Raw genomic sequence first — 23,703 nt, forward strand, 5'->3', positions numbered from 1 at the left:
AATTGACAATTTGATATGCCCGGTGTTATTGGAATGGGAGTTACGCAACGGCCTGAAGAATTGGTACAGAGTTCAACAGTCAAGAATGTGGGAAACAGAATACAACCTATGTGCTTTATTGGACAAATACTAGAAACTTCCACTGAGCAGTTTCTCTTTAGAAACAGGAGGTCAAATGCAATCAGAAAAATCATTAAGATATCCAAATTTACGAAAAGGACTATTGAGCAAATACAAACATTACAGCCTTATCTCCAAATTGATACAGAATATATTCTATACCCTGCATATTACGACCGTAAAAATAATCAGAACTTATTATATAAAAAAGATGCTGAATTTCAATATATTTAGAATGTCAAACAAAAAAAATAAGAAAGTTCTGATAATGACTCAAATCCAAAATTTCGGATTTATCGCATGCGTTCAAGAACCTTCTCTTCAATACCCGACACGCAAGGGTTTCGGGACTTGGGAACCCGGAAGGAAGCATGAAAGCCATGAACCTGCTTTTCGCCATCCGTACCATACAGGAGCGCACGGGCAGGGATTTGGGTGCCACTTTCTTATCCGGTACGACCATTTCCAACAGCCTGACCGAACTCTATCTCCTTTTCAAATACCTCCGTCCCAAAGAAATGGAACGTCAGGGGATTACATGTTTTGACGGTTGGGCGGCTGTATATGCAAAGAAAAGCACGGACTTCGAGTTTTCCGTAACCAACCAGATCGTACAGAAGGAGCGTTTTCGCTATTTTATTAAAGTCCCGGAACTTGCCAACTTCTATGCGGAGATTACCGATTACAAGACAGCCAAGGACGTGGGAGTTGACAGGCCGGAACTCAATGAGCAGCTTTATCATATACCGCCCACTCCCCAACAGGAGATTTTCATTCAGAAGCTGATGAAGTTCGCCGAAACCGGGGATGCCACCTATATAGACAGGGAGCCTCTGTCCGAAGCGGAGGAAAAAGCGAAAATGCTGATTGCAACCAACTTTTCAAACAAGATGTCGCTTGACATGCGCCTGATAGACCCCGAATACGGTGACAATCCGGGAAACAAGGCATCCCATTGCGCGGCCAAGATTGCGGAATATTACTATAAATATCTTGACCAGAAGGGGACACAATTCATCTTTTCAGACCTTAGTACGTATAAGCCCGACCAGTGGAACATTTACAGCGAGATAAAGCGCAAGCTCGTGGAAGACCATAATATCCCCGAGAGACAGATAAAGTTCATTCAGGAAGCTAACAGTGACAAAGCGCGCAAGGAACTGTTCAGCAACATGAACTCCGGCCGTATCCGTTTCCTCTTCGGCTCCACACAGAAGTTGGGAACGGGTGTCAACGCGCAGGAACGGGCCGTGGCCATCCATCATCTGGACATCCCCTGAAGGCCTTCCGACTTGGAACAGCGCAACGGACGTGCGGTAAGAAAAGGCAATATCATTGCCAAGCAATATGCCGACAACAAGGTGGACTGTTTTATCTATGCGGTGGAGAAGTCACTGGACAGTTACAAGTTCAACCTGCTGCATAACAAACAGGTATTCATCAGCCAGCTTAAAAGCCGCAATCTGGCTACACGTATCATCGACGAGGGGGCGATGGATGAAAGCGGGGGCGTACATTTCAGTGAATACGTGGCTATTCTTTCGGGCAATGACGACCTGTTGGAGAAGACAAAGCTGGAAAAGAAACTGGCAGTCCTTGAAAGCGAAAGGCTGGCATATCACCGCAACAAGGGGAACGCAAAAGGCAAGCTGAATGAAAGAACTTCCGAAATAGAGAAGAACAACGTCTTTATCGGACGCTTCACCCGGGACTGGGAATATCTGAACAATGTGGCTCCCGTGGACGCGGAAACCGGACTTCGGCCCAATCCTTTACGGCTGGACAGTGTAGACTCTGACAATATTGAAATACTCGGCAATCGGCTTGCCGCAATCAATCAGAAAGCCCGGACGGAGGATGATTACATGAAAATCGGCACTCTCTTCGATTTCCGCATCTTGGTGCGTACTGAAAAGACCTACAACGGTGACACGCAAGCCTTGCAGAACAAGTTCATGGTTGAGGGACTGGACGGCATCAAATATACCTATCATAACGGGTATATAGCCAAAGACCCGAAACTGGCCGTAATGTATTTCATCAATGCCCTGGAACGTATTCCCGGCATGATAGAGAAACGGCAGAAAGACAATGCGGAGTTGTCAAAAGACCTTCCGGTCTTGCAGCAGATAGTGGCGGATGCATGGCCGAAGGAAGCGGAACTCAAACAGTTGGGTGAGGAGCTTGCCGCAGTGAACCGGAAAATACAGCTCACCCTTAAACCGGTGGACAAACACGAAAGCGGAGAAGAGAAGAAAACGGAAGTCGAAGAACCGAAACTTGTCAGCGGCAGTGATGTCATACCGGATTCACCCGGTAAGGCAAGGCATGTTCCGTCAATGGAAATCTTAAATCCCGTAAAGGAACTGAAGAAAATATCCTAATGTTTCCCGCGGCACATTGCTGTAACCTGTGGAAGCTACGCAGGCTCCACTTCCGCAGGTTACAGCAAAGAGCCGCTTTTTAAAGGAAAGGACAAAGGCACGGCGGGCACCCGGATAAATCCGACCTTGCCCGCCGTGCCCTTGTCTGTAAAGGGAAGCATTTACATCATTCTTCTTCCTCAAAGGAAAGTTCTTCAACCTGTCTGTTTATGGTCTTCCAATCAATGGCATCCTTCAGATTGATTATATCCACAATCGAATAATGTCTTGTACCGTTTTCCTCTTCCGCGAAACGCAGGCGGCCTCTCAAACGCTGCTTTTCTATTTCAGCGGGATCGAGGTTAATCAACTCGCATACTTCATCCGGCAACATGGACAATGCCACGTCGTTCTCCTGACAGATATGCTGCAACACAGCCAGCATATTCAATGACTTCTTATAACTTCTCACAAGTGCAGCGAAAGAACTGCTTTCAATCTTGACCATCTTTTTCATAACGCTTATTTTTTAGAGTTTTCTGTTTTTTCCAATAATACGGCACGAAGGACATCCGAGCGGCGATAATAGATTTTCCCTTTATCCCGATAAAAAGGAAGCGTACCGTCGTTACGTCTTCTAAGCAGTGTCCTGTCCGACATCTTTGTCAGTAGACGCACGCCTTTCGAGTCCAGTATCTCACTATCCGGTATGTTCTCAACCGAAGGACAAAGTAGCTTCTCGATGTTGTTCACTTTGGCAAGTATGGTGCTGAGCATGTGGGTAACTCCGGCACCGGAAAGAGTTCTTCTATTATTCATAATGACCTTGATTTTATCGTTTATGGTGCAATATTACGAAGTTGTTTTAAGGTCATTGGTTACTCAACCGTTGAGCAACCGTCAAAAAAAGACAGAAAACGCCAAATGAGGACAAAAAAATAGCCGAGGCACTTTCCCCGGCTATTCTATAATGAGCAGACATTCAAAGTAATACTTTAAATGCTTAATATGTTAATAATCAGATTTATACAAAAATAAATAGCAGAATATTTTGCTATATTCCAAATATTGACTACATTTGTATACGAGTTATTTGAGACTATGCAAAGCAGTGTAACCCGAAGCAGGACTTCCGTCTCCAAATCGTTACCTGCATCTTTTAGACTCTCTATATTTTTCTAATCTTTAGAGAGTTACATCAAAATACATTGTTTTTCGGTGATAAACTTTAGTTTCTGCAGTTTGGAACTAAAGTTTCTTCAGCTTACAAATTATTAGATAATTCAGTTTCTTTCGAAGACGTGTCTTTTTCTATAAGGCATAAAATTGTTCCTACTGTTTGATAATTCTCGTATTGACCTTCAATCCGTTTTTATCTTTGGAGAAAGACGATATATAGTTACACTCCTTTAATAATGATAAAAGGCTTCGGTTCAGTTCTGTGTCGGGTATAATTGGGTGTTTTCCGTTCTCCTTCATCTTGCTGTAGGGTAATGGCAACAATGCCAATAGCTCATCAATCACATCATGGTTATCCTGGTTTTGTCTGATAGTATGATAAATGACTGTTATTGCTTTCTCTAATACGGATGCCTTGACAAGAACCTTTTTCAGCAGGTCATAATCTATTTCTGTTTCATAATCTGTTAATATTTCACAGATAATATTGGCGAGTTTCTGACTGACATCTATGGAAGTTGCTTTCAGTTGTTGGAGCACAACTGATTTTTCTTTGCCGGATAACTTGTAGCTACCAAGCAAACAGAGAGCCAGGTCTTTGTTATAAGCTATTTTATCTTTGTCCTTTAAAAACTCATTTTTATGATGCAACAGAAAATTGCCATAGAGTATATCACTATGACGGCTGAGGTATCGGATATTATCCTCCGTATACTCAATGCTATTCTGATCTATTAAATAGCTGATTCGCTCATCTTCCAAATTTAAAAGTTCCTCATTCAGATCCATTTTACACAGGAAGGCTGAGAATATCTGCTTGTAGGAATTAATACTAATCCGGTTACTACCCATAATATTATTAAATAGCGAATGCTTATGTGGCTCACTTCCTGCAAATCTTCTTGTTCCCAGTATTTCCGCATGTTTATCTAAATATGCCCATAAGACATCGTCTATATTACAGTCGTTTTGTACATAGTAATTGGTTATATTATCCCAGTTAGGTACTAGTAAATCCAGTCCAAATGCTAAACCTTTCATGTCATCTTTCACCTTAGATACATCATTGATAGGATTAATATGGGTCTTGAGATATTTCTGTTTAACCTCCATTTTAACCTCCTTGTTATTTAAAATCTCCAGCATGGATTCTTCATCTTCATCGCATATATTCTGGAAGACATTTTGAATGCATTCTTCCATATTTTCTTGTATCCTTTCAATGACGTCTTTCCGTCCGACTCTTTTGATGCGCGTTAGGGTGATATTGTTTTCATTTGCACCTGCTCTATCGCTGATATGATTCAGTAATAAGCTTATGTTGTGTCTCGTCAAAGTATAGCTGTCACCTTTAATAATAAGTTCCAACAAGGGTTTGGAAGTATTTGTCAATTCCTCATAACAGCATACACTGGCAATAAAGTTGATTTTCTTATCGTCAAAGCAATCGTATCTGTTTGCTAAGTAATCATAATTATCTTTCAACCATGTTTTTTGAAACTCACCTATATGGCTGTTCTCACAAAACTTTAACCATGCTTCGATCAGAATGTCTCTGTACTCACAGTTCAATACCGAAGTCCAGCTATCATTGACGTTCCAATTGATATAGTGATTAAACACATTATAATTTTGTTTTCCCTCTTTGTAATATTGGGCCAGAAAATCCATTTTAGCTACGGGTTGTTCCAATCGTGCCATGAATAGAAGGAACCGTTCTCGTTCGATGTTCGTATGTTTGCCCAAATAATCCAACAGATTAATATTAAGCACGCTATCACTGAGATAAGCATAGGTTGGTAATTGTGCAACAAAACTTTGTATCTTGTCTATCTTGGCATTATATTCGGGACTTTTGTCCAGCTTCATGGCTATAAGCAGAAGACGGTCATTCTGAGAAATCGTGTTCGGATAGAAATAAGAAATGTAGTCATAATAGTCTTCATCAATATAACCACGCCGGATAAAGAGATCCATCATTGGAGCCAATTTGATTTTCTGGAAAGCTTCGCATTCATTCATCTTAAACTGCATAAACAGTTGCTTCAAAGAAAAACTGCTGATACGATATTCTTCCTTTTTCAGTTCCTCCTCTTCCCTGGCTAAATCTTTGTCTTTTGTTGTAATAGCGGCTAACCGTTGGGCATAAGATGTTTTTGGATCAATTTTTTTCTCTATTTCGCTAAAGCGGATGTTTGTATGGGATGTATAAATACTATATGAATTAAAATATTTGTATTCTATTCTCTCTTTTTGGATGAGCTCATTAAATAAATCCTCATCCTTCCATATAGCACTCGTTTCATAATAGTTATCATTAATCTTTATAGAAATTAGATTGCCGTTGATATGGGTAACATATCCGTTTACATAAATCATTCGCAATTCACCTGCCTTCAGGTGTCGGTTCCTTTCCTTTGTTTCGCGACGTTTGGCCATCTCCTCCTTCCGTTTGTTCAATATCTGGAGCGCAAACTTGGTGAGTTCCTGTTTGGTTTCATGACATACGCATTGATAAACCTTTCCACGTCTGTTGTGTAGTGCTGAGAAATCATCAGGATAATAGTTCTTATACACAATCATGGCCAGTAGTTTTGAGTGGCTTAATTCCGTACCGTTGACAAAAAGCCGCTTGTGGTATTGGTGATACTCGTTTGCAATATTCTTCAACAAGCGCATATCATCTATGAAAAAGGCTATATCTTCCAAATCATCAGCTTTGATCTCCTCCTTATGCCCTCTCTTTTCCAATTCTTCTTTCAGTTTGTCTTTCGAGTTGGAAGGGTTGATAACCGGAATGACAGTGGTTATATAATCAAAGAACTTTGTCCGGGAGGAATCCTTGAACATATCATCTTTCACTGCATAGATGAATTTTATCTTTCGTCCTACGACAGCCGAATTGTTTAGTAAGAAGTTGAGTTCCCTCAATTTCAGAAAGATATCGGGGGTATCAAAGCGATCTAGGTCCTCAATGACCACTACGTCATAATCAGTTGCCTGGAAGAAATACAGAATCTCGTCTAGATGGCGGTTGAAAATGGAGTTTTCGTCTTTAATCTCAATCTCGCCGTCTTTAAAGTTGAGCTTATTCAGTTTGGTACTGCCATATATCCGGATAACATATTGTGCTATTGTATATAAGACAAATAACAGATATAGCAGAGCCACAATATCCCCTATTAGGTTAAAAACAAATCCTTGACTGAAAACACGATAAAACGAGTCAATTCTCATCCAACTAGGTTCGAAAAGGATTACAAATGCAAGAATCGTTCCGATAAAACCACATGCTAATTTCGATATATGTTTTGGGGTAATGTGTGTGATCCGTTTGAAGCGTGAATTGGGTAGAGTATCAATCGTTTCTCGGTAAATTAATTGCTGGAGAATGCTGTATTCTATTCTTCGGTTCAGTTTTTCTTTATAGTTTTCACTATCCCGGTCATCGAAGTTATCTTTACCTGTAGATTTTTCACTGGTTTGGTTATCCAAAAGTTCTTGTTGGTCTTCCGTTTCTTCATCCTTTGTTTTTTGATGTTTGTCGTCATCCAATGTTGCTAAGGATATGGGCAGATAGTTCCATTTTTCATCTTTCAAATACATCAGAGTGTGTAATACAGAACTTTTTCCTGACCCATAAGGACCGGTCAGGGCAATATTCAAAACATCCTCAGCCTTGAGTGCTTCCCGTAAATCACGGACAGACTCATAAGCGGACTCATTCTCCTTCAGCAAGGTCGGAGTTAAGGATTCTTGAAATTGTGATACCTGCTCAATTTGCGCCGAAGGCACTTGAGTGGATTCTTGTGTATTCTCCATAATGTTTTCTCAATAAAAATTATATAATTCTATATAATTCAATACTTCGCCCATTTTGTTTTTATAAGTAAAGGCTGTCCATTTATTCTGTGTTAAAATCAGTTCTTTAATATAGATATTAATTCTTTATGCAAATATAAAGTTTAAAATAGTGACAAACAAATGAATCTGCTGAATATATCATCTGGATAACCACTTATTTAATAAAAGAATATTCTAATTTTCAATCATTTTAGTAACTTCATATAGTGATAATCATTATTGGTTCGTATTTTATTCGTTTGTTCAACTATTTGCGGACATGAAGATTTTGGATGTCTTAAGATTGATTTTGAGCAAACATAATCCTCATTTTTATCGTTATAGCCTATGAATTAAGTAGGTATAATATGAAAAGATTATTATTTGTTTTGACTTTTATGTCTCTCACTTTTCCTGTTATATGGGGACAAACTAAGATACAGAAGTATGCAGGGACGGCCATGCCCTATCCTAATAGGACAGACTCGTCCATTACTTTTCGGGATGGTATGACCCCATTTTATATAAATCATCTGGGAAGACATGGAGCCCGCTTCCCAACTTCAAGAAAAGCCCTAGACAAAGTGGAGAAGGTATTGGTATCAGCCCAACAAGAGAATGGACTGACCTCAGAAGGCATGGCTTTACTCTCTATGATACGACGTTTATCCAGATTATTTGACGGTCAATGGGGAAAATTGTCAAAGTTGGGCGAGACGGAACAAGAAGGAATTGCCGGACGTATGATAAGGAACTATCCTCAACTATTCAGCAATTCTGCCAAGATTGAAGCAATAGCAACCTATGTTCCCCGCAGCATAAATAGTATGGACGCTTTTCTTTCTTGCATGATAAGGCATAATCCAGCTTTACAGGTACAGCGAAGTGAAGGAAAACAATATAATCATATCCTTCGTTTTTTTGATCTGAATAAATCTTATGTCAATTATAAAGAGAAAGGTGACTGGCTTCCTATATACAAAGCTTTTGTACACAAGAAGATATCTCCAGTTCCTATAATGAAGAAGTTTCTTCTTAATCCGGAACAATATCTGGATAAAGAGGCAGAGGAATTTGTCATGGCTTTATTTTCTGTTGCGGCTATTCTTCCTGATACAAGCATCCCATTAAATTTGGAAGACCTTTTTACACTTGATGAATGGCATCGTTATTGGCAAACCCAGAATTTGCGACAATATATGAGTAAGAGCTCTGCACCTGTCGGTAAGATGTTACCGGTTGCAATCGCTTGGCCTTTGCTTTCTGAATTCATTCGTTCTGCTCAAGAGGTGATAAGTGGGAAATCCGATTATCAGGCTAACTTTCGTTTTGCTCATGCAGAAACAGTTATACCTTTTGTGTCGTTGATGGGCATAGAAAAAACTGATGTACAGGTTTGCCGGCCCGATTCCGTTTCAGTCTATTGGAAGGATTATGAAATATCTCCAATGGCCGCTAATGTACAGTGGCTTTTCTATCGTGACAGAGACCAAAGAATTTGGGTTAAGATTCTGTTAAATGAGGAAGCAGCAGCGCTTCCTATATCAACCTCTTGTTTCCCATATTACTCTTGGGAAAAAACTCGTATATTCTTTAATCAGCGAATCGAAATGGCTAAAAAAACACTTTCAGTTTTCAATGAATAGAATAAGCCATTTTTTAGTTTTGATTATATTTGAAAAAAACATTTTTTCTATTTACCAATGAATGACAGATACATAGATAGTGGTGGTTACAGTTAAATAAGGTTGCCTAGGTGAGGTATAAATTGATGTAAGAATGAGGTTAAAGCTAAAAATAAGTATTATACTTACCCTAATATGTACCATGAGCCAATTTTATAACGCCTATCTTTAAATACAATAATCGAATCACATAAAATTCTCTTAAGGTTTCAACGGTAAGCGGTGAGGCAGACGGATGTGTTATCTTATGTTTGTGTAGTAAGTCAATCTGTTCCCATCACTTCTTCCCAAACTGAAAATGTAGTAAATGACCATTTTAATATAACTTGTGGATGAAATAGTGTATTCTTCTAAAACACAAGGACAATAATAATTTCATGATTGTAGAATATCTTCCAACTTGTAAAAGTAATAACAGTACATTGTTGAGTTGTCATAGGGGTGAGTGTTTCACTTTTGTATATCACTCTGATGACAATTTGGAATACCTGAGCTATCACTCCGAACAGCACCACCAACTCCATTTCTGACATCCATACATTACCCTTCGGGATATTCACTCTGCCGTTTTCTCTGATTGTTATAATTGTTCGTTCCACGAGTAATATAGCCACTGAGATTTCAGTAGATGACTGGTTAAGTCTGTTGCCAAACGTTGTCAAATCCAGGTCTATTTTTCAGATGGTTATCATAACATACTTCTATGCAGTGATAATTTCGTATGCCGCAATACTCGGCTTATACTCTCAACGAGAATACGCCTACTGGGAGTAAGGGTCGCAAATCCATGACGTGCGCAATAAGACATTACTGCCCATGCGTGACCGGGCAATGTCCTTAAGTTTCGACAGAAAATTATGGATGCGGTGTTACAGGTACAGACAGATCTTGTCACGAAAGAGCACCTGGAGCTTACCATGACGAGAGCAACCTCATCCGTCAGCTTCGCCCTGCGCAATGACGCTGAAAACAAAGAGAGGATTTTCCGTACCTTGAAACAGGCAAACAGAAAATGAAAGGTTACCACCGAACTGCTCGGAATCGAACGTACAACACTGTATAGCAAACTGGAAGAAGTATGGATTGAAGTATAAATTCCAGCAATAATAGTCGGTAATTCACTAAGAATTGATATTACGCTTAAACCGGATTTATTTGGTGATGGCAAAAAGACCTCCACGTAAAAAACACAGGACGGGGTGATGTGCTTCTGATTTTTATTCGTAATTTTGTACTAAAGAGAGTGATATTGACAGCAATGCACAACAAAGCCCAGAAACGATTGCCAATCTGTTACTCTATTTAACCCTTCTTTCAAACTTCCTAAGACAAAGAAGATTAAAAAAAAATCTTCCAGAAATACAACGAAAAGGTTTAGTATTGAAGAAGGTAAAAACAACAAACAAATCGTTATTATTTTACAATTTATGGTTACAATATATTTGGATAAACAAGTTTTCAGTCATCTATTTAATGCAAAAGAAGAAAAGTATTCTCTTTTGCGTGAAAAGATATTATCTCACAAAGATGAGTTTATTTTCTTCTACTCAAATGCTCATTTATTTGATTTGCAAGATGATAAAACGGATATTAAATATACTGAAATGGAATATATGCAATCGATAGTAAGTGGATATCATTTAATATACGAAAACCATAAACAGGAAGTTATAAAGCAATCCCCACGCAATGCTTTCGAAACTATAGGCAAAATAGAGGATTTCTCTTGGCTTGAAAATTTTGATTTTTCACAAATAACAGAAGAACAGCGGAATGTTATCAATAACATTGTTGATATTAGCATTAAGGATTTAAAAGGTGAATTAGATTTTGATTGGCTAAAAAAAAGAGCCCCAATTTCAGTCGATGAACTCCAAATGGACATATCAACTTTTACATCATTAATGAAATTCGTCTCCCACTATTTTTATGAGAATAAGGAGTCATACAAAATTATGAGAGACAATACTATTGCTAGATATAATCCGACATCAATTAAAGCGGAAGGTGAAAATATTTTTAACGAGCAGTTAGCCTCATCTCCATTAGGATTATCCTTTCTAGATATTATTCAAGCCTCTTTAACTCAAACAGGATTATCATACACTGATTTTGCAACGGTATATTATATGTCATATATACTTCTTGATCTATTTGGAGTTAATAAAGAAACCCGGAAGAAGGTTAAGTTTAGAAATATGCAAGTCGACTGTTACCACAGTTTCTTCGGCTCATACTGCGATTGCATGGTTAGTGATGACGAAGGTATGCGCCTCAAGAGCAAAACATTATACAAACTTTTCAATTTCAACACTAAAGTATATTCAATAGATGAGTTTATAGAAAAATTTGATGAAGCAATAAATAACAATAAAAAATCTGCGCGTGAATATTTTGATGAAGTTCTTAGCGATTATATTACAAGGCAAGTAACTAGAGTCGAAACAAAATCTGGGCAATTTTTAACTTACCTGAGTACTTCTTATAAATACTTCGGATATTTTAACTGCATGATAGAAAGAAAATCAAAAGATGAGACGGTTATTATACTCCATAAGAACAACGACTTGAAGCAACCTATTCTGGCGAAAGAATTAGAGATTATAACTAATAGGATTGTTAGAGTGTTTAATGATATGGGAGCTACCTTTACTTTATTCGATGAAGCAGTAGAAATCCCTCTATTAAAAGCTGACAATTGGAATAGATTTCTAACGTTAAATGATGCTGATGTGTGTTTAACTAAATTCAAAGATACACCTATGTTGTGTTTATGGATTAAGTTAAAGCAGCCAATATTACAAAATAAAAATTGAAGAAATTAAAGATTCCTGCAACAAGCCACTGACGAGGATATAGTGGTTTCCGATTTGTGTCTGCTCGCTAGTATGTATCAACTTGTTGCGTTGAATACGCAAGGAGAGCAAAAGTTTATTTTTCATCAGATTAGGATATATGACATCCAAAAATAGCGAGCCATCAGCTACGGATCCTATCAAAATAGTTTTTTATGCATTATTCTACAGTAAAAGCCAGTATTTACTTTTTTCACTGCTAGAAAGAACAAGAACTATAGAATAAGAAAACACAAACATCATATACTAAAAATATCATACATCCTCTCGAAAAAACAACAATCTTTGATTATAATTTTTTCCAGTGCTCGCATCTTACAGACCTATAGAACTCACTAAAAGAGTTTTCCAACAAAACACATATTAACAGCGATGTAGTCATATAGCTCAAAGAGCGAAGGCTATTGTATTTCCTCCATTCTAAAGAGAGGTTGTGCCAGAGTTTTGACACAACCTCCTACTAGATAATTCTAAATAGAGATATGAAAATCCATCTTTATCTGTGACATCTCACGTATCACTGTACGATCCAGCACACGTGCATAATGACGGGTCATCTGGACATTGGTATGCCCTAACATCTTAGCAACGCTCTCTATCGAGACACCATTGGCCAGAGCAAATGTGGCAAAAGTATGACGCCCAACATGGGTGGTCAATGTTTTTTTAATACCACAAATATCAGCCAGTTCCTTGAGGTATGCATTCATTTTTTGATTACAAAGCACCGGAAAAAGCACACCATGTTTCTTACAATATTCATTGGTGGAATACTTTTCCAAAATCTTCAATGGTATTTCCATTAATGGAATATTACACATGATTTTGGTCTTCTGTCTCCCCTTTCGTATCCACCTGACACCGTTCGAGTCCTCCACGATATGTTCCTTTCTCAAACCATGAATATCCGAGAAAGCCAAACCGGTGAAACAACAGAACACAAAAATATCCCGTACCTGACTTAACCGTGGAATATCAATTTCCTTCGATATCAGCTTCTGGATTTCTGAATCTTCCAAAAAGTCCGGTTCCACCTTATCCAATGAGAATCTAATTTCTAAAAACGGATCGTTCTTCATCCATCCCTTAGCCAAAGCAATACGGATAATCTTCTTAAAATTCTTCAAATATTTGGTGGCTGTGTTATGACAACACTTTTTCTCTGTCTTAAGCCAAAACTCGTAATCCTCAATAAACTGGCGGGAAACTTCATCCAAAAGAACATCTTTCTTATGATATGTCTCCCAGACAAAATCCCGGGTATGCTTCAAGGATGTCTCATAACGCTGCACGGTTGCAGGCGCCATGTCCGTACCGGACAATTGGACACATTTATCATTATGCTCACGGAAAACCTCAAACAGAGTACGTTGTACGGGGGCATCCTTACCCTGGAAACGATCCAGAACACTGTTGGCAGAAACGGATACCTCCTCTATTTCCAGTTCACGTTGAATCTTCATTATCCTCAAACGGATAGAGTCAAGATACAGATTCAGTTCCTTGTACTCACGCTTCTTTTCCAGGGCCTTTCCTTTTGCCGCACTCCAGAACTCCGGAAGAATTGTTTTCTTCACTGAAGCATCAACCCGGACTCCATTCACTGTAATTCTCATCATTATCGGAGCCTCACCGTTCCGATTCAATTTCGTCCTACGAATGTAGAACAATAGACAAAATGTTGTTCTTTCCATCTTACTTGTTTTTTAATCACAAAACTAAATTTCCAAGAGCAACAAGTCAAGATGCAAAGCACTGATAAACAATGAATTATTTACTTAATAGGTGTACCTGGCATTGAAGGCAATCAGGTACACCGAATAGTACACCGAAAGAATGCTTTGATATGCTTATTTTTGCTATGTACCAAAAACAAAAAATCCCCGTAAAGTATTAATTTACAGGGATTTTCTTTGTTTTGCAATTCTTTCCAGCGGAGAGACAGGGTACTGAACCCAAACGCCCAACCGCCTATAAATCAGTCTTTTATTTTCCAATATTTCAAATAGGTAACGAAACAGTAACGATTTTTATTAACGCTTTTGTCCGGCTTTGTCCGCTGTTTGTCTGCCTATCTCACGGGTTCAAAGATACAACTCTTTTCCGAATTACGCAAATGCCTGAATATAAATGTTTCCATGTAGGTGCAAGGTGCAAGCTATATATATAGATATATACTTGCACCTTGCACCTAAAAAATGTTTAATCTAAAAAATATCATCTGTTTTATTTTGCCAATTTAAAAATAGTTCGTAGTTTTGCGAACAACAAACAAGAAAGGAGATATAAAAGTGAAAACTAAGCAGTACACAGAGGAACAGGAACAGATGGCTCGTTTTGCTAAAGCTATGGGTCACCCGGCACGAATGGCAATTCTTAGTTTCTTAGCTAAACAAGAAAGTTGTTTCTTCGGAGATATTCACGAAGTACTACCCATTGCTAAAGCAACCGTTTCGCAGCATTTAAAAGAACTGAAAGATGCAGGGTTAATTCAGGGGGAAATAGAAACACCAAAAGTTCGGTATTGTATCAACCGAGAGAATTGGGAACTTGCCCGTAAATTATTTGCTGCATTTTTGGGTGATTGTAAATGTACGGGTACATCGTGCTGTGGATAACAGCACCTTTTTTTGAGAATAATGTTCGTAGTTCTACGAATTACGATTGGTATATTAACTTTATAATTGAATAGAAAATGGAAATCAAAGTATTAGGAACTGGGTGTTCAAGCTGTAAGGCATTGTACGAAACCACAAAACAAGCTATTTCAGAACTGGGCTGCGATGCAACTCTAATTAAGGAAGAAGATTTATTAAAAATCATGGAGTATAATATTTTAAGTCTCCCGGCTTTGGTTATTGATGGTAAAGTCATATCTGCCGGAAAAAGATTATCCTTATCAGAAGTGAAAGAATTGATAACTAAATAAATTATTTACTATGAAGAAGTTATTTTATCTACTGATTGCAACAATCGTTTTAATTTCCTGTGGTAATGGTTCAAAGAATAAAACAGAAACCAGCATAGCAAAAGAAAATCAAACTAACCGTGTTGAAGTTCTATATTTTCACGGTGCGCAACGTTGCATAACCTGCCGGGCAATAGAAGCCAATACGGTAGCTCTTTTAGATAGCCTTTATTCCAAAGAACAGGCGGACGGTAAAATCATCTTCAAGGTGATAGATATATCCAAAAAGGAAAATGAGCAAATTGCAGATAAATACGAAGTTACATGGTCGTCTTTGTTTGTGAATGGCTGGAAAGACAGTAAAGAGAATGTAAATAACATGACGGAGTTTAGTTTCTCCAATGCAAGAAATGAACCGGATAAATTTAAAGAGGGAATAAAAAACAAGATTGACGAATTACTAAAAACATTGTAAGATGGACTTTCTTCAATCACTATTAGACAATAGTTCTATTCCTGCTATTACAGCCTTTATCTTAGGGACTTTAACGGCAGTTAGCCCTTGTCCTTTGGCTACTAATATAACGGCAATAGGATTTATCAGTAAGGATATAGAGAACCATCACCGTATATTTATAAACGGATTGCTTTATACATTCGGCAGAATAGTAACTTATACAGCACTTGGTTTCATTCTTATTCCTATTCTTCGTGAGGGTGCAAGTATGTTCATGGTTCAAAAGGCAGTCAGTAAATACGGTGAAATGTTGATTGCTCCGGTTTTAATTATTATCGGAATATTCATGCTTGATATTATAAAACTGAATATACCAAAAGTCAATATTGGCGGAGAGGGTCTAAAGAAGAAAACAAAAGGCAGTTGGGGAGCTATGTTATTAGGAGTTTTATTTGCTCTCGCCTTTTGTCCTACAAGTGGGGTTTTCTATTTCGGTATGCTTATGCCCTTGGCAGCAGCAGAAACAGGCGGGTATCTTTTACCTGTAATTTATGCTATTGCTACGGGACTACCTGTAATCCTTGTTGCTTGGATATTGGCGTACAGTGTTGCCGGATTAGGCAAGTTTTATAACAGAGTACAAATCTTTGAAAAATGGTTTCGCAAAATTGTTGCCATCCTCTTTATTGCGATAGGAATTTATTATGCGGTCATTCTTTATCTATAAACAAACAATGTATTAATTAAAATAAAAGACAGTATGAAAACAATAGAAATTTTTGACCCGGCAATGTGTTGCCCTACGGGTTTGTGTGGAACTAATATTAATCCTGAATTAATGAGGATAGCCGTTGTTATCGAAACATTGAAAAGACAGGGTGTTGTTGTTACCCGTCATAATTTGCGGGACGAACCGCAAGTTTATGTAAGTAACAAGACTGTAAACCAATATCTTCAAAAGAATGGTGCAGAAGCACTGCCTATTACTTTGGTGGATGGTGAAATTGCAGTTTCTAAAGATTATCCCACAACTAAACAAATGAGTGAATGGACAGGAATTAATTTAGACTTGATGCCCGTTAAATAATCGTTGAACAAATTAATATACAGAATAATGAAAGCATTTAATTTATCCGATATAGAACTAACAAAATACTTATTCTTCACAGGAAAAGGTGGAGTAGGAAAAACCTCTATTGCTTGCGCTACGGCAGTGGGATTAGCTGATAAAGGGGAGAAAATTCTTCTTATCAGTACAGACCCGGCTTCTAACCTGCAAGATGTTTTCAATCAAACCCTAAACGGACATGGTACAGCTATTTCAGAAGTACCGGGGCTGACGGTCGTAAACCTTGACCCTGAACAGGCAGCAGCAGAGTACAGGGAAAGTGTGATTGCACCTTTTAGAGGACAATTACCTGAAAGCGTTATTCAAAATATGGAAGAACAACTTTCAGGCTCTTGTACGGTAGAAATCGCTGCCTTTAATGAGTTTTCAGACTTTATCACCGATGCTGATAAAGCGAAGGAATACGACCACATTATTTTTGATACAGCACCTACCGGACACACATTGCGAATGTTGCAGCTTCCATCGGCATGGAGTACATTTATTAGTGAAAGTACACATGGCGCATCTTGTTTAGGACAATTATCAGGCTTGGAAGAAAGGAAAGGTATCTATAAACAGGCGGTTGATACATTGTCTGATACAAGCGCAACCCGGTTAGTATTGGTAAGCCGTCCTGAAATAGCACCGTTGAAAGAAGCTGCCCGTTCTTCGCATGAATTACAACTATTGGGAATTAAAAATCAGCTATTGGTGATAAATGGTGTTTTACAGCAATTAGATGAAGCAGACAATGTTTCACAACAACTGTATAACAGGCAGCAAAAGGCGTTACAAAGTATGCCTATTGCATTATCTGAATATCCCATGTATAGCGTTCCTCTGCGTTCTTACAATTTATCCAATATTGCCAATATCCGCCGTATGCTATACAGTGATAGTATTACGAATGAAATTCGTTATCAGCCGATAACTGATAGCAAAAGTATAGATGAATTGGTAAATGACCTCTATACTTCCGGTAAACGAGTAGTGTTCACAATGGGAAAAGGTGGCGTAGGAAAAACGACCTTAGCCACAGAAATAGCCTTGAAATTAACAAAGCTCGGTGCAAAGGTTCATCTTACCACTACTGACCCGGCAAATCACCTGAACTATGATTTTGCCATCAAATCAGGTATTACGGTAAGCCATATAGACGAAGCGGAAGTGCTGGAAAAATACAAGAATGAAGTTCGTAGCAAAGCTGCCGAAACCATGACTGCCGAAGATATGGAATATATAGAGGAAGATTTACGTTCACCATGTACGCAAGAAATCGCCGTATTTAAGGCTTTTGCTGAAATTGTAGATAAAGCGGAGAATGAAATCGTAGTGATTGATACTGCACCAACAGGACATACTTTGTTGCTTTTGGATGCTACCCAAAGCTATCACAAAGAAGTAGAACGTACACAGGGAGAAGTAACCGGAGCAGTAGCCAATTTATTACCCCGTTTACGCAATCCACAGGAAACGGAAGTAGTAATAGTCACTTTACCCGAAGCAACACCTGTTTTTGAAGCAGAACGCCTACAAATGGATTTGCAGCGTGCCGGGATTAACAACAAATGGTGGGTAGTAAATGCCTGTTTGTCATTGACAAATACAGCAAATTCATTTTTGCAAGCAAAAGCGCAAAGTGAATTGACTTGGATTAAGAAAGTAGAAGAATTGTCAAAGGGCAATACTGCCCTGATTGAATGGAAAAACTTATAAGAATATGAAGATTTTAATCCTTTGCACTGGTAACAGTTGCCGTAGCCAAATGGCACACGGTTTCTTACAGTCATTCGATAAAAACATGGATGTCTTTTCAGCAGGAACAAAACCTGCTGAAAAGGTTAATCCGATGGCGGTAAAAGTTATGTCTGAAACAGGAATAGACCTTACCAACCATACCCCTAAAAACGTTAGCCTGTATTTAGGGCACGAATGGGACTATGTGATAACGGTATGTGGCGGCGCAAATGAAAGCTGCCCTATGTTTACAGGCAAGGTAAAAAACAGATTGCACATTGGATTTGACGACCCATCAGAAGCGACCGGGACACCGGAGTTTATAAATAGTGAATTTCTTCGGGTACGGGATGAAATAAGAATGCGTTTCTATGATTTTTACCTGCAAGAATTAAAACCGCAATTAAAATAAAGGGCAGTCATTATGGAAAAGAAACAAGGAATTGGATTTTTTGAAAGATACCTGACTATTTGGGTAGCCTTGTGTATCGTTATCGGGATAGCCATCGGACAATATCTTCCGGCAATACCGCAAACATTGAGCAAATTTGAATATGCCAACGTGTCTATACCTGTGGCTATCCTGATTTGGTTAATGATATATCCCATGATGCTGAAAGTAGATTTTCAGAGCATCAAGAACGTAGGCAAACGTCCGAAAGGGATTGTCATTACTTGTGTGACGAACTGGGTAATAAAGCCATTCACCATGTTTGGAATAGCTTATCTATTCTTCTACGTTATTTTCAAGTCATTAATCCCTGCCGGATTAGCCGAAGAATATTTAGCTGGGGCAGTTCTGTTAGGTGCTGCACCCTGTACGGCGATGGTGTTTGTATGGAGTCATTTAACCAAAGGGGATGCAGCTTACACATTGGTGCAAGTGGCAGTCAATGATTTAATAATATTGGTTGCTTTCGCTCCTATCGTTGCGTTTTTGTTGGGTGTCGGTGGCGTTTCTATCCCGTGGGACACGCTTATACTCTCGGTCGTACTGTTTGTTGTCATTCCACTTTCTGCCGGAATAGTAACCCGTGTAACGGTTATCCGGCGAAAAGGAATAGACTATTTCAATACCGTCTTTGTCCGCAAGTTCGATAACTATACGGTTGGCGGATTGCTATTAACGCTTATCATCCTGTTTTCGTTTCAGGGGGAAACGATACTGAACAATCCGTTACATATTGTCTTGATTGCCGTCCCGCTTGTCCTGCAAACGGTTCTGATATTCTTTGTTGCCTACGGTTGGGCAAAGTGGTGGAAGTTACCCCACAATGTCGCCGCACCTGCCGGAATGATTGGTGCGAGTAACTTCTTTGAGTTGGCGGTGGCGGTGGCTATTTCTCTTTTCGGCTTACAGTCCGGTGCTGCACTGGCTACCGTAGTAGGCGTATTGGTTGAAGTTCCAGTAATGCTTATGTTAGTAAAAATAGCCAATAATACAAGAAGTTGGTTTCCTAAAGTAAAATAAGAATGGGCAAGTCAGGAACAATTTGGTCGATGATAGCAAGTGTAATATCACCATTACTTGCTTTATTAGGTGTAATAAGTTGCTGTGGGCTACCTATATTAGCCGGAATATTAGCAACATTAGGAATTGGAGCGTCACAACTTAGTTTTTTTGCAGAGTATAAAGGTTGGTTTATTGGCTTTGCCATCATCTCCCTACTCTTTGGCTTTTATCAAGTTTATTTCAAAAAAGAAACTTGTGGATGTGGAACGAATGTTTCAGAAACAAATCTGAAAAGACGTTCCAAATCAAAGTCTTTCCAAAAATTCTTCTTGTGGTTAGGTGTGGCAATACTTGTATTCGTTCTGTTTATTGGAAATAAAAATCAAACAGTCCAAAGCAATGAAAGTGGCGGATGCTGCCCGGCAAACACACAATCAGTGCAACCAGAAGAAAAGAAATGTTGCGGAACACAGCCACAACCTGAACAGGAAGAAAGCTGTTGTGACACTACATTTAATTAATAAATAGTTTTTAATTCAATAGATTATGAATACTTTATTAGACACATTACAATACTTCGTATTTATTACGATTGAGTTGATAGCCTTATTTCTGTTAATCAGCGCAGCCGTAGAAATTATACTGATGTATATCCCGGAAGAAACGATTCGGAAAAAGCTATCAGGTTCGGGTATTATGGGCAATGTCATAGCTGCCGGATTTGGGGCATTAACCCCTTTCTGCGCTTGCTCTACCATTCCTATGACAGTAGGTTTTCTAAATGCAGGAGTTCCATTTGGTTCTACAATGTCCTTTCTGATAGCTTCTCCATTACTCAATCCTATCATTATAGGTATGTTGGGAGCTTTGGTAGGATTTAAGGCAATGGTTTTCTATTTTGTCATCGCTTTTATCTGTTCCGTTGCATTTGGATATGTTCTCGAAAAAATAGGCGCACAAAAGTATGTGAAAAATGTTCGGGTGAAACCCAGTTGTTGTTCAGGCAGCGAACAGCCTAAAAACAAAAGGTTGCTTCCTTTCCGCCAAAAAATAAAGATTGCTTTTATAAATGCGTGGGGGAGCCTTAGACCTATTATGATATATTTACTGATAGGTGTTGCTCTCGGTGCTGGCATTTATGGCTATATGCCGCAAGATTTTGTGTTGAAAATAGCAGGTGCAGACAATCCTCTCGCTATACCTGTGGCTGCCGTATTGGGTATTCCTCTGTATATCCGTGCAGAAACAGCTATCCCCATCGGCATAGCATTGATGGGCAAAGGTATGAGCATCGGGGCGGTTATTGCCCTCGTTATCGGTGGTGCAGGAATGGCTATTCCCGAAATGAGTATGCTTGCCAGTATATTCAAGAAAAAACTGGTAGGCATGATAGTGGCGGTTATCTTTTTAACGGCAGTTATCGCAGGTTATGTATTTAACCTGTTTTTATAATCACTTAAAAATAAATAGTTCAATTATGGAAGAAAAGGAAGATAAGAAGAAAGGCTTTTTTGCCTCTCTATTTGCTCCGAAACCTTGTAAATGTAGTTGCGGAGTGCAAATAGAGGAAGTAGAAGAAGATGGAAATCCGTCAGAGAATTTGAAAAAGGACGAAACCAAAGTATCAGAAAAGAATGATACGAGTGAAAATCAAGGTAACTCTTGCGGATGCTGTGGCTAAAATCATTCATCAATATTCTGTTTGAAAGGAAACTAACTTAATACAATTTTTTAATTGGCTATCTAATGTAGGAAGTATGCTCACATACTTTCTACATTTATTTATTGTATATTAAAATATAAAAATAAACTTCTATTTGCAATATAAATGACAGAAGAATATATGACATGAATAGCGAAATCGAATATGAGAATTTTATAAAGAACATAGACCTTGTAATCTATGATAAAATAGATATTGATAATTGGAATATTTCAATAGACTTAATATTTGAAGTAGTAGAGTTCCTACAAAAATCACTCGAAGAATTAAGAACGATTATTATTGAGCATCCGTTTGAAAGTAAAGAAGAGGAAATTTATTTTTTCAAATATATAAAACCGGAAGTCTTGGGACGATTATTATACTTCACAGATGTGTATAACGCTGAAATGAGAAAACCGAATGGTAGCATTGAGGTAGTAAAGAAGCACTACAATGACAGATTGGATGAACTGACCTCCTATTTTGAAAGTAATTTAGACTTCTATCAATATTACCGTTCCAAAGCGACACATTTAGATAATCATTATTTTGTAAGGGGGCATATTGATTTTAAACTATGCCCGAATTGTACCCCTTATGACCGTGACCCGGAATTTTCAACTTGCTACGACCACAAAGCAGCACAAATATTAGCAAATGATATGCTTAGCATTTATTTGAATAAAAGGCTACATTATGTAGATAAGCAAATAATCATTGAAGAAAGTCGAGCATTTCTTTCTGAACACCCTTTTCGATGGACTGCTCCAAAGATAGCATTAGTAGAACTTGGATATTCTATTTATGCTGCGTGTGTCTTGAATAATGGTAAAGCAGATATTAAAGAGATTATGACTTATTTAGAAGCATCTTTCAAAGTTGATTTAGGGGATTACTATCGGACTTATATAACAATAAAAGACCGGAAGAAAGACCGGACTTCATTTCTTAGTAACCTAATAAAGTGTTTGCTGAAGAAAATGGATGAAGACGACAACTTATAAAAAACAAAAGCACAAAAACAACCAAGTATCTACCAACTTGGTTGTTTTTGTTTTTACCCGTTTTCACCCATTTTTTCTTACTTTTCAGCTCAAAACAGATGGTTTTTAGGCTAAAATCCTCAAAAAAATAAATCTTCCAACTTGGAAAGAGGTTGGAAGATTTATTTTTTCAAATGCTTCAACTTTGCAGCAAATCAATTAGTTAGCAAAATGGAGATAATAACATTCGAGTCAAAAGCCTACAAGGATTTAGACAACAAAATTACCGCTATCGCCGATTACATATTCAATCACACGGAAGCGGAAAGTACCAATGAAGATGAAATTTGGGTGGATAGTTACGAGGTCTGCACATTTTTGAAAATCAGTGAAAAGACACTGCAACGTTTGCGAGTGGCTGGAACTATTGCCTACTCCAATATTCGGGGGCGTTACTTCTACAAAATAAGCGAAGTAAAACGGATGCTGGAAGAACGACTGATAAAGAGCAATAAAGAGAATATTCAAGACCTGATAACCAACCACCACCTATATGTTAAGGAAAGAAGAAATATTAGAAAGGACAAGTAACGGGCTATCTGTATTCAAGCACTATGTACCCGGTAATTGGCGGATAGGTCGAAATTTCTTGAACCCGCTTTATGAAGATAATAAAGCGTCCTGTAATATCTATTTCGACCGCCGAAGTGGTATATATAAGATGAAAGATTTTGGCAATGACAATTATAGCGGTGATTGTTTCTTTTTCGTGGGGCAACTTAAAGGGTTGGACTGCAATAATTCGATGGATTTTGTGGAGATACTGGAAACCATCGACCGGGATTTGGGATTAGGACTGGCAACAGGTAACCCGATACCTGTTACCCGTAATTCTTGCCGTGTGGTGGATAATATATTGGAAGAAACACCTGAGAAGGAAAGCAAACCTTACCAGTTCAGGGAACAGAAATTTCCGCTTGCTGAATTGATGTACTGGCAACAGTATGGTATCACACCGGAAATATTGGAACTGTACAAGGTCTGTTCCCTACGGGATTTTCAGAGTGTAACAGCGGATGGAACACAATTCACTTATACTTCATCCGTAACAGAACCAATGTACGGATATAAAAGTAAACGATATATAAAACTGTATCGTCCATTCTCAAAAACTCGTTTCCTCTATGGGGGTAATTTCGGAGATAATTATTGTTTCGGATTGGAACAACTACCCGCAAAAGGTGATACACTGTTTATTACGGGCGGAGAAAAAGATGTCATGTCATTGGCTGCACATGGTTTCC

Annotated in this window: 19 protein-coding genes and 3 pseudogenes; 18 read left to right on the top strand and 4 right to left on the bottom strand. The window is 38.4% G+C overall.

The genetic code is table 11. The annotated features are described in order from the left end of the window. Positions 1–410: 410 nt before the first annotated feature. Positions 411–2,504 (top strand): annotated as a pseudogene (locus BXY_RS23940) (helicase C-terminal domain-containing protein); the annotation flags it as partial. Positions 2,505–2,670: 166 nt separating this feature from the next. Here the strand turns inward: BXY_RS23940 and BXY_RS19055 are convergent. The 3 genes from BXY_RS19055 to BXY_RS19065 all read right to left on the bottom strand — a co-directional run bounded on the left by BXY_RS19055 (position 2,671) and on the right by BXY_RS19065 (position 7,484). Beyond that, positions 2,671–3,000 carry a hypothetical protein gene (locus BXY_RS19055; RefSeq protein ID WP_009040024.1) on the bottom strand — a complete coding sequence of 110 codons (330 nt, stop codon included), beginning with the start codon at positions 2,998–3,000 and terminating at the stop codon, positions 2,671–2,673. A gap of 5 nt (positions 3,001–3,005) precedes the next feature. Next, the gene (locus BXY_RS19060) at positions 3,006–3,302 is read right to left on the bottom strand and encodes a MerR family transcriptional regulator (protein WP_009040025.1); all 297 of its coding nucleotides are present in this window, start codon (positions 3,300–3,302) and stop codon (positions 3,006–3,008) included. A gap of 513 nt (positions 3,303–3,815) precedes the next feature. Then, positions 3,816–7,484 carry a YobI family P-loop NTPase gene (locus BXY_RS19065; RefSeq protein ID WP_015532701.1) on the bottom strand — a complete coding sequence of 1,223 codons (3,669 nt, stop codon included), beginning with the start codon at positions 7,482–7,484 and terminating at the stop codon, positions 3,816–3,818. A gap of 389 nt (positions 7,485–7,873) precedes the next feature. Here BXY_RS19065 and BXY_RS19070 point away from each other — a divergent pair, with 389 nt between their 5' ends. The 3 genes and pseudogenes from BXY_RS19070 to BXY_RS19080 all read left to right on the top strand — a co-directional run bounded on the left by BXY_RS19070 (position 7,874) and on the right by BXY_RS19080 (position 12,006). After that, entirely contained in the window at positions 7,874–9,151 is a 1,278-nt protein-coding gene (locus tag BXY_RS19070; protein WP_057099050.1) for a histidine-type phosphatase, read from the top strand. An 863-nt stretch (positions 9,152–10,014) separates the two neighbouring features. After that, positions 10,015–10,297, top strand: a pseudogene (locus BXY_RS23680) (sigma-54-dependent Fis family transcriptional regulator); the annotation flags it as partial. 320 nt (positions 10,298–10,617) lie between these two features. Then, entirely contained in the window at positions 10,618–12,006 is a 1,389-nt protein-coding gene (locus tag BXY_RS19080) for a hypothetical protein (RefSeq protein WP_015532704.1), read from the top strand. 509 nt (positions 12,007–12,515) lie between these two features. Here the strand turns inward: BXY_RS19080 and BXY_RS19085 are convergent. Next, the gene (locus tag BXY_RS19085) at positions 12,516–13,739 is read right to left on the bottom strand and encodes a site-specific integrase (protein WP_055235395.1); all 1,224 of its coding nucleotides are present in this window, start codon (positions 13,737–13,739) and stop codon (positions 12,516–12,518) included. Between the two features lie 597 nt (positions 13,740–14,336). Between BXY_RS19085 and BXY_RS19090 the strand changes: the two genes are divergently transcribed. From BXY_RS19090 to BXY_RS19155, 14 genes and pseudogenes are all read left to right on the top strand, one after another. Continuing rightward, positions 14,337–14,663, top strand: coding sequence for an ArsR/SmtB family transcription factor (locus BXY_RS19090; protein WP_118195647.1), 327 nt, complete (start codon positions 14,337–14,339; stop codon positions 14,661–14,663). 77 nt (positions 14,664–14,740) lie between these two features. Further along, complete coding sequence (locus BXY_RS19095) at positions 14,741–14,974, top strand: thioredoxin family protein (RefSeq protein WP_004292400.1); 234 nt, start codon at positions 14,741–14,743, stop codon at positions 14,972–14,974. Positions 14,975–14,984: 10 nt separating this feature from the next. After that, positions 14,985–15,428, top strand: a complete 444-nt coding sequence (locus tag BXY_RS19100) for a nitrophenyl compound nitroreductase subunit ArsF family protein (protein WP_004292399.1) — start codon at positions 14,985–14,987, stop codon at positions 15,426–15,428. Position 15,429: 1 nt separating this feature from the next. Continuing rightward, complete coding sequence (locus tag BXY_RS19105) at positions 15,430–16,137, top strand: aromatic aminobenezylarsenical efflux permease ArsG family transporter (protein WP_011107126.1); 708 nt, start codon at positions 15,430–15,432, stop codon at positions 16,135–16,137. A 33-nt stretch (positions 16,138–16,170) separates the two neighbouring features. Next, positions 16,171–16,497, top strand: coding sequence for an arsenite efflux transporter metallochaperone ArsD (gene arsD / locus BXY_RS19110; RefSeq protein ID WP_011107125.1), 327 nt, complete (start codon positions 16,171–16,173; stop codon positions 16,495–16,497). 27 nt (positions 16,498–16,524) lie between these two features. Then, positions 16,525–18,237, top strand: a complete 1,713-nt coding sequence (gene arsA, locus BXY_RS19115) for an arsenical pump-driving ATPase (RefSeq protein ID WP_011107124.1) — start codon at positions 16,525–16,527, stop codon at positions 18,235–18,237. 4 nt (positions 18,238–18,241) lie between these two features. Then, on the top strand, positions 18,242–18,670 hold the full coding sequence (locus tag BXY_RS19120; protein WP_011107123.1) for an arsenate reductase ArsC: 429 nt from the start codon (positions 18,242–18,244) through the stop codon (positions 18,668–18,670). Positions 18,671–18,682: 12 nt separating this feature from the next. After that, positions 18,683–19,729: an ACR3 family arsenite efflux transporter gene (gene arsB, locus BXY_RS19125; RefSeq protein ID WP_011107122.1), complete on the top strand. Its 1,047-nt coding sequence runs from the start codon at positions 18,683–18,685 to the stop codon at positions 19,727–19,729. 2 nt (positions 19,730–19,731) lie between these two features. Next, positions 19,732–20,232, top strand: coding sequence for a 6TM ABC transporter family protein (locus BXY_RS19130; RefSeq protein ID WP_011107121.1), 501 nt, complete (start codon positions 19,732–19,734; stop codon positions 20,230–20,232). A 25-nt stretch (positions 20,233–20,257) separates the two neighbouring features. Beyond that, on the top strand, positions 20,258–21,163 hold the full coding sequence (locus BXY_RS19135; RefSeq protein ID WP_011107120.1) for a permease: 906 nt from the start codon (positions 20,258–20,260) through the stop codon (positions 21,161–21,163). 25 nt (positions 21,164–21,188) lie between these two features. Next, positions 21,189–21,392 (top strand): hypothetical protein, encoded by a 204-nt coding sequence (locus tag BXY_RS19140; protein WP_015532707.1) that lies wholly within the window; start codon positions 21,189–21,191, stop codon positions 21,390–21,392. 167 nt (positions 21,393–21,559) lie between these two features. Then, positions 21,560–22,420 (top strand): RteC domain-containing protein, encoded by an 861-nt coding sequence (locus BXY_RS19145; protein ID WP_011107118.1) that lies wholly within the window; start codon positions 21,560–21,562, stop codon positions 22,418–22,420. A 210-nt stretch (positions 22,421–22,630) separates the two neighbouring features. Further along, positions 22,631–22,990 carry a helix-turn-helix domain-containing protein gene (locus BXY_RS19150; protein ID WP_011107117.1) on the top strand — a complete coding sequence of 120 codons (360 nt, stop codon included), beginning with the start codon at positions 22,631–22,633 and terminating at the stop codon, positions 22,988–22,990. Continuing rightward, positions 22,953–23,703, top strand: a pseudogene (locus BXY_RS19155) (bifunctional DNA primase/helicase); the annotation flags it as partial. The gene BXY_RS19150 and the pseudogene BXY_RS19155, both read left to right, overlap by 38 nt.

The sequence above is a fragment of the Bacteroides xylanisolvens XB1A genome, assembly GCF_000210075.1.
Taxonomy (GTDB): Bacteria; Bacteroidota; Bacteroidia; order Bacteroidales; family Bacteroidaceae; genus Bacteroides; species Bacteroides xylanisolvens.

Excerpts from the sequence above, each read along its gene's own strand:
- BXY_RS19105 (WP_011107126.1), top strand. The coding sequence starts at position 15,430 with ATGGACTTTCTTCAATCACTATTAGACAATAGTTCTATTCCTGCTATT.
- BXY_RS19100 (WP_004292399.1), top strand. The coding sequence starts at position 14,985 with ATGAAGAAGTTATTTTATCTACTGATTGCAACAATCGTTTTAATTTCC.
- BXY_RS19065 (WP_015532701.1), bottom strand. The coding sequence starts at position 7,484 with ATGGAGAATACACAAGAATCCACTCAAGTGCCTTCGGCGCAAATTGAG.
- BXY_RS19070 (WP_057099050.1), top strand. The coding sequence starts at position 7,874 with ATGAAAAGATTATTATTTGTTTTGACTTTTATGTCTCTCACTTTTCCT.
- BXY_RS19080 (WP_015532704.1), top strand. The coding sequence starts at position 10,618 with ATGGTTACAATATATTTGGATAAACAAGTTTTCAGTCATCTATTTAAT.
- BXY_RS19135 (WP_011107120.1), top strand. The coding sequence starts at position 20,258 with ATGAATACTTTATTAGACACATTACAATACTTCGTATTTATTACGATT.
- BXY_RS19055 (WP_009040024.1), bottom strand. The coding sequence starts at position 3,000 with ATGAAAAAGATGGTCAAGATTGAAAGCAGTTCTTTCGCTGCACTTGTG.
- BXY_RS19145 (WP_011107118.1), top strand. The coding sequence starts at position 21,560 with ATGAATAGCGAAATCGAATATGAGAATTTTATAAAGAACATAGACCTT.
- BXY_RS19130 (WP_011107121.1), top strand. The coding sequence starts at position 19,732 with ATGGGCAAGTCAGGAACAATTTGGTCGATGATAGCAAGTGTAATATCA.
- BXY_RS19150 (WP_011107117.1), top strand. The coding sequence starts at position 22,631 with ATGGAGATAATAACATTCGAGTCAAAAGCCTACAAGGATTTAGACAAC.
- arsA (WP_011107124.1), top strand. The coding sequence starts at position 16,525 with ATGAAAGCATTTAATTTATCCGATATAGAACTAACAAAATACTTATTC.
- BXY_RS19140 (WP_015532707.1), top strand. The coding sequence starts at position 21,189 with ATGGAAGAAAAGGAAGATAAGAAGAAAGGCTTTTTTGCCTCTCTATTT.
- BXY_RS19095 (WP_004292400.1), top strand. The coding sequence starts at position 14,741 with ATGGAAATCAAAGTATTAGGAACTGGGTGTTCAAGCTGTAAGGCATTG.
- arsD (WP_011107125.1), top strand. The coding sequence starts at position 16,171 with ATGAAAACAATAGAAATTTTTGACCCGGCAATGTGTTGCCCTACGGGT.
- BXY_RS19120 (WP_011107123.1), top strand. The coding sequence starts at position 18,242 with ATGAAGATTTTAATCCTTTGCACTGGTAACAGTTGCCGTAGCCAAATG.
- BXY_RS19085 (WP_055235395.1), bottom strand. The coding sequence starts at position 13,739 with ATGGAAAGAACAACATTTTGTCTATTGTTCTACATTCGTAGGACGAAA.
- arsB (WP_011107122.1), top strand. The coding sequence starts at position 18,683 with ATGGAAAAGAAACAAGGAATTGGATTTTTTGAAAGATACCTGACTATT.
- BXY_RS19060 (WP_009040025.1), bottom strand. The coding sequence starts at position 3,302 with ATGAATAATAGAAGAACTCTTTCCGGTGCCGGAGTTACCCACATGCTC.